The 11,551-nt window shown below is 58.0% G+C and carries 7 protein-coding genes; 2 read left to right on the forward strand and 5 right to left on the reverse strand.

The window, feature by feature from the left end; all coding sequences use genetic code 11:
* Position 1: 1 nt before the first annotated feature.
* Both malQ and malP read right to left on the reverse strand, forming a co-directional pair.
* Positions 2-2,083, reverse strand: coding sequence for a 4-alpha-glucanotransferase (gene malQ, locus OKF39_RS21855; protein WP_479983346.1), 2,082 nt, complete (start codon positions 2,081-2,083; stop codon positions 2-4).
* A gap of 9 nt (positions 2,084-2,092) precedes the next feature.
* On the reverse strand, positions 2,093-4,486 hold the full coding sequence (gene malP, locus OKF39_RS21860) for a maltodextrin phosphorylase (RefSeq protein WP_028014682.1): 2,394 nt from the start codon (positions 4,484-4,486) through the stop codon (positions 2,093-2,095).
* Positions 4,487-5,071: 585 nt separating this feature from the next.
* Here malP and malT point away from each other — a divergent pair.
* The gene (malT, locus tag OKF39_RS21865; protein ID WP_045259369.1) at positions 5,072-7,777 is read left to right on the forward strand and encodes an HTH-type transcriptional regulator MalT; all 2,706 of its coding nucleotides are present in this window, start codon (positions 5,072-5,074) and stop codon (positions 7,775-7,777) included.
* Between the two features lie 61 nt (positions 7,778-7,838).
* Here the strand turns inward: malT and OKF39_RS21870 are convergent, their stop codons facing one another.
* From OKF39_RS21870 to glpE, 3 genes are read right to left on the reverse strand one after another with little or no spacing between them, the layout of a single operon-like run.
* Positions 7,839-8,597, reverse strand: a complete 759-nt coding sequence (locus OKF39_RS21870) for a DeoR/GlpR family transcriptional regulator (protein ID WP_028014684.1) — start codon at positions 8,595-8,597, stop codon at positions 7,839-7,841.
* 16 nt (positions 8,598-8,613) lie between these two features.
* Positions 8,614-9,444, reverse strand: coding sequence for a rhomboid family intramembrane serine protease GlpG (glpG, locus tag OKF39_RS21875; protein WP_048960715.1), 831 nt, complete (start codon positions 9,442-9,444; stop codon positions 8,614-8,616).
* A gap of 47 nt (positions 9,445-9,491) precedes the next feature.
* Complete coding sequence (gene glpE, locus OKF39_RS21880) at positions 9,492-9,824, reverse strand: thiosulfate sulfurtransferase GlpE (RefSeq protein ID WP_028014686.1); 333 nt, start codon at positions 9,822-9,824, stop codon at positions 9,492-9,494.
* 188 nt (positions 9,825-10,012) lie between these two features.
* Here glpE and glpD point away from each other — a divergent pair, with 188 nt between their 5' ends.
* Positions 10,013-11,521 carry a glycerol-3-phosphate dehydrogenase gene (gene glpD / locus OKF39_RS21885; protein ID WP_041911900.1) on the forward strand — a complete coding sequence of 503 codons (1,509 nt, stop codon included), beginning with the start codon at positions 10,013-10,015 and terminating at the stop codon, positions 11,519-11,521.
* The last annotated feature ends 30 nt before the right edge of the window (positions 11,522-11,551 follow it).

Genomic DNA, 11,551 nt, shown 5'->3' on the forward strand with positions numbered 1-11,551 from the left:
ATTACGACTTCTTACCCACCGCCCTTCTGCGCTTATCCAAATCTTTAATCAGCCTGTTCACCCCGTCATCGGCAAACATCGTCTCAAGCGTTGTGGACAGCTTGCGGCGCCAGTTCTTGTACTGATAGCTGGTGCCCGGCACGTTCACCGGCTCCGCCATATCAATCCAGTCTTCCGGCTGCAGGCCGAGCAAAGCGCTGTTGCTGTCGGCAATATAGCGCTGCAGGCCACGGTTGAGCGTTGGGGTCATTGCCATCAGCGACGCCTTATGTCCGGCACGCTTCGGCAGACAGCCATGCTTGTGCAGCGCGTCCAGCAGCCCCTGCTTCGCCAGCTCGCGGTCCTGATACAGTCCACGCAGAACCTCTTCATCTGGATAGAGGCCCAGCGTTTTGCCGAGGGTCAGATCGCCGCTTTCCCAGTAGCCTCTGAGCGTAGGAAGATCATGCGTCGTCGCGACTGCCATTGACTGTTCAGGGTACGCTTTCGGCGCGCGGAAGGTTTTCTCATGGTCGTTCTCAAAATAGAGCACTTTGTAGGAATAAACCCCGCTGTCGCGGAGCTTGCTGACAATTTCCACCGGTACGGTACCGAGATCTTCACCGATCACCATGCACTGATGACGTTTACTCTCCAGGGCCAGGATCGACAGCAGATCGTCCACCGGATACTGCACGTACGCCCCGTGATCGGCCGTTTCACCGTACGGGATCCACCACAGGCGCAGCACGGACATCACGTGGTCAATGCGCAGCGCCCCGCAGTTCTGCATGTTCGCGCGCAGCAGGTCGATAAACGGCTCGTAGGCGCGCGCCGCCATCACGTGCGGATCCATCGGCGGCAGGCCCCAGTTCTGACCGAGCGGGCCGAGGATATCCGGCGGCGCGCCGACGGATGCTTTCAGGCAGTAAAGCTCACGGTCACACCAGGTTTCCGCGCCGCCTTCCGCCACGCCCACGGCCAGATCGCGATACAGGCCGATCGGCATTTTATAGCCCTGGCTCACCTGCCAGCAGGCGGCAAACTGGCTGTACGCCAGCCACTGCACCCATAGGTAGAAGTCCACCTCGTCGGCATGATTTTTACAGAAGGCTTTGACTTCAGGGGTATCCACGGTCTGATACGCTTCCGGCCAGACCGGCCAGCCCCAGCGCATTTCGTCCTCTTTCACCTGATACGCGTGCAGCGCATCAAATGCCGCCTGCCAGTAGAGGCTTTCACCTTCCTGCATCACGAACTGGCGGAAGGCCGCCATCTGCTCGTCGTCGCGCTTCGCAAAGCCTTTCCACGCCAGGCGCAGAGCCGCCATTTTCAGCGCGGTCACGGAGGCATAATCTACCCAGTCCGCATCGCGGGCCTGCTTCAGCAGCTGCTGGGTGGTCTCAAGCTTCCACCACGCCTGTGCCTCTTTGCTGTTTTTGAAATCGTCTAACGCGTTAACGTCGATGTAAATCACGTTTAGCCAGCGTCGGGAAGACGGGCTGTACGGGCTGGCGCTTTCCGGGTTGGCCGGATAGAGCGCGTGGATCGGGTTGAGGCCGATAAACGCGCCGCCGCGCTCACCAACAGATGCCAGCATCTTTTTCAGATCGCCAAAATCGCCGATGCCCCAGTTGCTGTCTGAACGCAGCGTATAGAGCTGCACGCAGGCGCCCCACAGTTTTTTGCCTTCGAGCAGCGCCTGCGGCTCATAGCAGCGTTTTGGCGCGACGATCACCCGGCAGTGAAAACGCTGTTCGTCCTGGGTGAGCGTCAGGCTGTGGTAGCCCTCCGGCAGCTTTGCCGGAAGGTTTAACGTTTTGCCGCCGGTGGCGTGGCCTTTATGCTGATGCCCCTCTTCGGTGGTGAGCAGCCAGCTATACTCGCCGCGCCCCTCCACCGCCAGCGGCATCTTTTTGCCTGCGGTAAAGACCTTCACGTTTGGCACCGGAGCAACCGACGCGTTCGCGTCGGTTTTGTGCATGGCATCCAGCAAACGTCTTTTGGTGTCCGCACCAATAGACTGCGGTTTGCCGTGCGCATTGATGTAACTGAGGCTAATTCCCGCCGCCTGCGCGGCACTGTCCAGACGTTTACTCTCCATCGCGCTTCCTTAGCGTTTTGCCTGCCAGATACGGGCCTGATAATCACGGATTGAGCGGTCAGAGCTGAACATGCCGCAGCGCGCGGTGTTCAGAATGCACGCCCGGGTCCACGCCTCCTGGTCGCGGTACAGCACGTCGACCTGTTTCTGCGCTTCAACGTAGGCCGTGAAGTCCGCCATCACCAGGTACGGGTCGCCGCCGTGTTTGTCCATGCTGTGCAGCATCTGGTCAAACGCGTGCTTGTCGCCGTCGCTGTATTTGCCGCTTTCCAGCTCCTTCAGCACCGCATCCAGCACTTTGTCTTTTTTACGCCATTTCACCGGGTCGTAGCCTTTGGCCTTGATGGCTTTCACTTCTTCAACAGTATGGCCGAAGATAAAGATGTTCTCTTCACCGACCTTCTCGGCGATTTCGACGTTCGCACCGTCCAGCGTGCCGACGGTCAGCGCGCCGTTGAGCGCCAGCTTCATGTTGCCGGTACCGGACGCTTCTTTCCCTGCGGTCGAGATCTGCTCGGAGATATCCGCCGCCGGGATCAGCATTTCCGCCGCCGAGACGCAGTAATCCGGCAGGAACACGACCTTCAGCTTATCGCCCACTTTCGGATCGCTGTTGATCGCCGCCGCCACTTTATTGATGGCGAGGATAATGTTTTTCGCCAGGTAGTAGCCCGGCGCCGCCTTCGCACCGAACAGGAACACGCGCGGCACGCGGTCGGCCTGCGGGTTCTCGCGGATCTCTTTGTACAGCGCCAGAATATGCAGCAGGTTCAGGTGCTGACGCTTGTACTCGTGCAGGCGTTTGATCTGGATATCGAAAATGGCGTTCGGGTTGATCTCAATCCCGGTACGCATTTTCACAAACTCCGCCAGGCGAACCTTGTTCTCCAGCTTGATCGCGCGGTACTGCTCGCGGAATTTCGCATCGTCGGCGTATTTTTCCAGGTTAATCAACTGGTCCAGATCGTTGGCCCACTCTTTCTTCAGGGTCTTATCCAGCAGGCCGGCCAGCAGCGGATTGCACTGCTTGATCCAGCGACGCGGCGTAATGCCGTTGGTCACGTTGTGGAATTTGGTCGGCCACAGCTGGTGATATTCCGGGAACAGATCTTTCACCACCAGATCGGAGTGCAGCGCCGCCACGCCGTTAACGGCAAAGCCGCTCACCACGCACATGTTCGCCATACGCACCTGTTTGTCGTGCACCACCGCCAGCTTCGCCCAGACGGCTTTGTCGCCCGGCCAGGTTTTCTCCACCAGCGTTTTGAACTGGTCGTTAATCTTGTTGATGATCTGCATGTGGCGCGGCAGCAGCGTTTTCACCAGCTTCTCATCCCAGCACTCCAGCGCTTCCGGCATCAGGGTGTGGTTGGTATAGGCGAAGGTGCGGCTGGTGATGGCCCAGGCGTCGTCCCAGCTCAGCTGATGCTCGTCAATCAGCACGCGCAGCAGTTCCGGGATGGCAATAGTCGGGTGCGTATCGTTAAGCTGAATGACTTCGAAGTCCGGCAGCTGCGCCAGCTTGCGGCCCGCCAGGTGATGGCGACGCAGAATATCCGCCACGGAGCAGGCGCACTGGAAGTACTGCTGCATCAGGCGCAGCTTTTTACCCGCCAGGTGGTTATCGTTCGGATAGAGGACTTTGGTCAGCTTCTCGGCGTCGATGCCCTGCTGCTCGGCGCGCAGGAAATCGCCGTCGTTGAATTTGGTCAGGTTGAACGGATGCGCGTGCTTCGCCTGCCACAGACGCAGCGGCTGCGCCACGCCGTTACGGTAGCCGAGCACCGGCAGATCCCAGGCTTCACCGGTAATAGTGAACGCCGGTTCCCAGAGCCCCTGCTTCGTCACTTTCCCGCCGATGCCGACCTGCACGTCCAGCTGCGCGTTGTGGCGGAACCACGGGTAGGTATTGCGATGCCAGTCGTCCGGCGCTTCCATCTGGTGGCCGTCGGCAAACGACTGACGGAACAGGCCGTACTGGTAGTTCAGGCCATAGCCAATCGCCGACTGGCCGACCGTTGCCATAGAGTCAAGGAAACAGGCCGCCAGACGCCCCAGTCCGCCGTTGCCCAGCGCCGGGTCGATCTCTTCTTCCAGCAGGTCGGTCAGGTTAATGTCGTGCTCTTTCAGCACATCACCCACCTCCTGATACCAGCCGAGGTTCAGCAGGTTGTTGCCGGTCAGGCGGCCAATCAGGAACTCCATCGAGATATAGTTAACGTGACGCTGGCCTTTGACGGGCTTCGCCACGGGCTGAGCATCCAGCTGCTCTGCGAGCGCCCCGCTCACCGCCTGCCACCACTGGTGAGGCGTCATCTCGTTTGCAGCATGAAGGCCAAAACGCTGCCACTGACGCGTCAGGGCAGCCTGGAATTGAGCTTTGTTGAAGGTAGGCTGTGACATAGGGGATCGGCATCCTTTAGAAAAAAAACACAAGTTGGCGCTAGTGTGCCTGGCTCATTTCACCTCTTCCTCCTCCCGTGGGGGATTAGACAGGGAGGAGTAGCGGGGATGAGCGTAAAAGTGTGATCGAGGCCACTCTGAGAGCATAGCTGGAGTGTGCCCGGAAGATAAAAAAGTAACCGGGGAGAATGTCAAAGAAATGAAATGCGGTTTTGGATGAAATTAATCCACGCGGAAATGATTGCTTACGGAGAATAATATTTCAGCAATCGGGTCCTGCCTAAGGAGATTATTAATCTCACTCAACTTTACCCGAAGTTTATTAAATTCGACGTCATTATACCTTTCTGAAACCAGTTTCAGCCCAGCCTCGTGACATCCATACAAGCCAGCATTGACGCGGCATCAAAGCCTTTTCAAAAAAGTTCCAGCACTGGCCGGAATGTTTTGTGACAGAGTGCAAATTCAGAGCCACAAAAGCCAGACATAACTTGCAATAGTTCTCTTTCTGACCGACCTTATAGCTATTAATTACGAAGCGCAAAAAAAATAAATTCTCTCGTTCCCCACAGTGAAGTGAAACCTATGTTGATTCCGTCAAAATTAAGTCGCCCGGTTCGTCTTGACCATACAGTGGTCCGCGAGCGTCTGCTGGCTAAACTTTCCGGCGCGCATAATTTCCGACTGGCGCTGGTTACGAGCCCTGCAGGTTATGGAAAAACAACGCTCATTTCACAATGGGCCGCAGGTAAGAGCGATCTTGGCTGGTACTCCCTCGACGAGGGCGATAACCAGCAAGAGCGTTTTGCCAGCTATCTGATTGCCGCTATTCAACAGGCAACCAACGGACACTGCGTCGCCAGCGAGGCAATGGTGCAAAAGCGCCAGTACGCCAGCCTGTCCTCCCTTTTCTCTCAGCTGTTTATCGAACTGGCCGAATGGCATCGCCCGCTGTACGTGGTGATTGATGACTATCATCTGATCACGAACCCGGTTATCCATGAGTCGATGCGCTTCTTCCTGCGCCACCAGCCGGAAAACCTGACCCTGGTCGTGCTGTCACGCAACCTGCCGCAGCTCGGTATTGCCAACCTGCGCGTGCGCGATCAGCTTCTGGAAGTGGGCAGCCAGCAGCTGGCCTTTACCCACCAGGAAGCGAAACAGTTCTTTGACTGCCGCCTGACCTCACCCATTGAGGCCTCCGAAAGCAGCCGCTTGTGTGATGATGTCGCAGGCTGGGCCACGGCGCTACAGCTGATTGCCCTTTCTGCCCGGCAAAACAACAGCCCGACGCACCAGTCTGCGCGCCGTCTGGCCGGCATCAACGCCAGCCATCTTTCGGATTACCTGGTGGATGAGGTGCTGAACAGCGTCGATCCCTCCACCCGCAATTTCCTGCTGAAAAGCTCCCTGCTGCGCTCCATGAACGACGCGCTGATTGTGCGCGTAACAGGCTGTGAGAACGGTCAGCTGCAGCTGGAAGAGATTGAACGTCAGGGCCTGTTCCTGACGCGCATGGACGACCCCGGCGAGTGGTTCAGCTATCACCCGCTGTTTGGCAGCTTCCTGCGCCAGCGCTGCCAGTGGGAGCTGGCAACGGAATTGCCGGAAATCCACCGCGCCGCCGCTGAAAGCTGGATGGCGCAAGGCTTCCCGAGCGAGGCCATTCACCACGCGCTTGCCGCCGGTGACGCCAGCATGCTGCGCGATATCCTGCTTAACCACGCGTGGGGGCTGTTTAACCACAGCGAACTGACGCTGCTGGAAGAGTCGTTGAAAGCCCTGCCGTGGGAGAGCCTGCTGGAGAACCCGCGCCTGGTGCTGCTCCAGGCCTGGCTGATGCAGAGCCAGCACCGCTACAGCGAAGTGAATACCCTGCTGGCGCGCGCCGAGCAGGAGATGGAAAGCGAAATGGATATCACCCTGCACGGCGAATTTAACGCCCTGCGGGCACAGGTCGCGATTAACGACGGCGATGCGGATGAAGCGGAACGGCTGGCGATGGTCGCGCTGGATGAACTGCCGCTGGCGAATTTCTACAGCCGGATTGTGGCTACCTCGGTGCACGGCGAAGTGCTGCACTGCAAGGGCGAACTGACGCGCTCCCTTTCGCTGATGCAGCAAACCGAGCAGATGGCGCGCCGCCATGATGTGTGGCACTACGCCCTGTGGAGCCTGATCCAGCAAAGCGAGATTTTATTCGCACAGGGGTTCCTGCAGGCCGCCTGGGAAAATCAGGAAAAAGCGTTCCAGCTGATTCGTGAACAGCACCTGGAACAGCTGCCGATGCACGAGTTCCTGTTGCGTATTCGCGCTCAACTGCTGTGGGCATGGTCGCGTCTGGATGAAGCAGAAAGCTGCGCCCGTCAGGGTGTGAACGTGCTCTCTGGCTTCCAGCCTCAGCAGCAATTGCAGTGTCTGGCCCTGCTGGTGCAGTGCTCGCTGGCGCGTGGCGATCTGGATAACGCCCGCAATCACCTTAACCGTCTGGAAAACCTGCTCGGCAACGGTCAGTACCACAGCGACTGGGTATCGAACGCCGACAAGGTTCGGGTGATTTACTGGCAGATGACGGGGGACAAAAAATCCGCCGCCAACTGGCTGCGCCAGACGCCTAAACCGGAATTTGCCAATAACCACTTCCTGCAAAGCCAGTGGCGCAACATCGCCCGCGTGCAGATCCTGCTGGGTGACTTTGAGCCTGCCGAAATTGTGCTGGAAGAGTTAAACGAAAACGCCCGCAACCTGCGTCTGATGAGCGATCTGAACCGCAACCTGCTGCTGCTCAACCAGCTTTACTGGCAGGCGGGCCGCAAAAATGACGCCCAGCGCGTGCTGCTGGAAGCCTTGCAGCTGGCGAACCGCACCGGGTTTATTAGCCACTTCGTGATTGAAGGTGAAGTGATGGCGCAGCAGCTGCGCCAGCTGATTCAGCTCAACACGCTGCCGGAGCTGGATCAGCATCGCGCTCAGCGCATTCTGCGCGAAATTAATCAGCATCATCGCCACAAGTTTGCGCATTTCGACGAGAACTTTGTTGAACGCCTGCTGAACCACCCGGAAGTGCCGGAGCTTATTCGCACCAGCCCGCTCACCCAGCGCGAATGGCAGGTGCTGGGGCTGATCTATTCAGGCTATAGCAACGAGCAGATTGCCGGTGAGCTGGCGGTGGCGGCAACCACCATCAAAACGCACATTCGCAATCTGTATCAGAAGCTGGGCGTGGCGCACCGTCAGGACGCGGTACAGCATGCGCAGCAGCTGTTGAAGATGATGGGGTACGGAGTTTAGTTTTGTGCGGCCTGATGCCCTCACCCCGGCCCTCTCCCACGGGGAGAGGGAGAACGGCTTTTCAACACAACTCTAACTGCAAATTATTATCCTTAATCACCTGCATCACGCCTGCTGGCGGCATCACGTCGGTATAGACCGCATCCACCATGCTGATGCTGCCCATGTTCACCATCGCGTTACGACCAAACTTCGAATGGTCCACTACCAGCATTACGTGGCGCGAGTTCTCAATAATCGCGCGCTTGGTGCGCACCTCGTGATAATCAAACTCCAACAGTGAGCCGTCGGTGTCGATGCCGCTGATCCCCAGGATGCCGAAGTCGAGGCGGAACTGAGAGATAAAGTCGAGCGTCGCTTCGCCGATAATCCCGCCGTCGCGGCTGCGCAGTTCGCCACCCGCGAGGATGATGCGGAAATCATCTTTCTGCATCAACGTGTTGGCCACGTTCAGGTTGTTGGTCACCACGCGCAGGTTCTCGTGATCCAGCAGCGCATGAGCGACCGCTTCTGGCGTGGTGCCGATATCGATAAACAGCGTCGCCCCGTTCGGGATCTGGCTGGCGACCTTGCGGGCAATGCGCTCTTTCTCCGCCGTCTGCGTCGCTTTACGGTCATGCCAGGAGGTGTTGACCGAGCTGGACGGCAGCGCCGCGCCGCCGTGGTGGCGCAAAATACGGTTCTGATCGGCCAGATCGTTCAGGTCACGACGGATGGTTTGCGGGCTGACGGCAAACTGCTCGACCAGCTCTTCGGTGCTGACGTATCCCTGTTTTTTGACCAGTTCGATAATGGCGTCATGACGTTGTGTTTGTTTCATCAATTATCCCTGAGAATTATGTTCGTTTTCGCGCATGGAGCGTGTCGGCAAGCGCCATTGCAAGACCGACGGCGAGGCCGGTGACGTGCGCACCATTGGCGATAGACATACCAAACAGATCAAACCATCCGGCAATTAGCCATATTAACGCAAAGGCTATTAATCCGCGTTGTAAATAGATGCCGCTTTCCGGGTCGCGCTCCCCGCGAAGCCAGACGTAGCCCATCAAAGCGTAGACGACACCCGACAGCCCGCCGAACCACGGGCCGCTGAATTTATGCTGTACATAGCCGCTCAGCAGGGCGCTGATTACGGTGATGACAATCAGCTTGCCGCTGCCGAGCCGCTTCTCAACGATACCGCCGAGATACCACCACCACAGCAGGTTAAAGAGGATATGCATCACCGAGAAATGCATCAGCGCGTGGGTAAAGTAGCGCCAGACGTCAAAATCCAGCGACGGATCATACGGCCACGCCAGCGCGATCATCACGCTCTGGTCGCCCACCACGTTCATAATAATGAAGACAATAATGCAGGCCGCCATCAGCAGCAGCGTAAACGGGCCCGCGCGCTCGCGAATCGTGGCAAGGAAGGGAAAGCGGCTGTAATGCAGTCCGCTGCCGGTCTGCCCGGATTGCCAGCTGGCCGCCAGATAACGCGGGTCGCCGGGGTTCTCAAGGAAACGCGCCAGCTCCTCGTTGACCCGCCCTGCCTGGCTCTCATCGGCCAGCCAGATGTCGGTCTGAGTATGTTGCTGAATGGTCAGAATAACGCCCTGCGTCGCCATATAGTCGACAAACGCCTGGGCGACGCGCGGGTTGGTAAAAGAGGTGATCATCAACATGGGCAGCGGTCGCTTATTTCCACACAAAAGGGGACAGTATAGCGGGATTAGCGCTCAAACGCGTATTCCACTTCTGCCGGGAAATGACGATGCCAGGCATCAAAGCCGCCGTCGACGCTGTATACCGCGTCATAGCCTTGCTGAATCAGATACTGCGCCGCGCCTTTGCTGCTATTGCCGTGGTAGCACATGACCATAACGGGCGTTTCGAAGTCGTTATCGCGCATAAACGCGCCCAGCGTGTCGTTGGTCAGATGAAACGCGCCCGGCGTGTGGCCCATAGCAAAACTCTGCGGGTCGCGGATGTCCACCAGCACCGCTTTTCCCTGGTGCATCTTCTGGTGGGCTTCTTCTACGTTAATACATTCAAACTGATCCATGGTGTTCTCTTTACAGTGGTCAACGACAAGATTTTACCCCGTAGTGTACGTCCTGGCGGCGGGTAAACGCCATTATGTTATCCATATCACTCTAAATTGTTTTTTTGATGTTACCAAAAGCGCGTTCCTTTGCTATTATGAGCGATATCGAACATTTTTGAGCTTTAACGAAAGTGCATGAGGGTGTTATGGAAACCAAAGATCTGATTGTGATAGGCGGTGGCATCAACGGTGCCGGTATTGCGGTTGATGCCGCAGGACGCGGTTTATCCGTGCTGATGCTGGAAGCTAACGATCTCGCCTGCGCGACGTCGTCCGCCAGCTCCAAGCTGATCCACGGTGGCCTGCGCTACCTGGAACACTACGAATTCCGCCTGGTCAGCGAAGCGCTGGCCGAACGCGAAGTGCTGCTGAAAATGGCCCCGCATCTGGCGATCCCGATGCGCTTCCGCCTGCCGCACCGTCCGCACCTGCGTCCGGCGTGGATGATCCGCATCGGCCTGTTTATGTACGATCATCTGGGCAAACGCACCAGCCTGCCGGGTTCGAACGGTTTGCGTTTTGGCTCAGAATCGGTCCTTAAGCCGGAAATCGTGCGCGGTTTCGAATATTCAGACTGCTGGGTGGACGATGCGCGTCTGGTGCTGGCGAATGCACAGATGGTCGAGAAGAAAGGCGGCGAGGTGAAAACCCGGACCCGCGCGACCGCCGCCCGTCGTGAAAACGGCCTGTGGATTGTGGAAGCAGAAGACGTGGATACCGGCGAGAAGTTCAGCTGGAAAGCGCGCGGCCTGGTGAACGCCACCGGCCCGTGGGTGAAGCAGTTCTTCGACGACGGCATGCACCTGCCTTCCCCGTACGGCATCCGCCTGATCAAAGGCAGCCACATTGTGGTGCCGCGCGTGCATACCCAGAAGCAGGCTTATATCCTGCAAAACGAAGATAAACGCATCGTGTTTGTGATCCCGTGGATGGACGAATTCTCCATCATCGGCACCACCGACGTGGAGTACAAAGGCGATCCGAAGAACGTCGAGATCGACGAGAGCGAAGTGAACTACCTGTTGAAAGTGTATAACGCGCACTTTAAGAAACAGCTGTCGCGCGACGACGTGGTCTGGACCTACTCTGGCGTGCGTCCGCTGTGCGATGACGAGTCTGACTCACCGCAGGCCATCACCCGCGACTACACGCTTGATATCCACGACGTAGACGGTCAGGCACCGCTGCTGTCGGTGTTTGGCGGCAAGCTGACTACCTACCGCAAGCTGGCCGAGCACGCGCTGGAAAAACTGGCGCCGTACTACAAAGGTATTGGCCCGGCGTGGACCAAAGAGGCAGTGCTGCCCGGCGGAGATATTGGCGGAAACCGCGACGATTACGCCGCGAAGCTGCGCCGTCGCTTCCCGTTCATTACCGAAGGGATGGCGCGCCACTACGCCCGCACCTACGGCAGCAATACCGAGCTGTTCCTGGGCGACGCGAAATCGCTTGCCGATCTGGGTGAACATTTCGGCCACGAGCTGTACGAGGCCGAGCTGCGCTACCTGGTTGAGCACGAGTGGGTTCGCCGCCTTGAAGATGCCATCTGGCGTCGTACCAAAGAAGGGATGTGGCTTAACGCCGAGCAGCAGTCTCGCGTGGCGCAGTGGCTGCAGCAGCATGCGGGGAAGCGTGAGCTGTCGCTGGCGTCGTGATGTAAAAAGCCCGGTGGCGCCACCGGGCTT

Source organism: Enterobacter cloacae complex sp. HYC042_NIDB, from assembly GCF_056673315.1.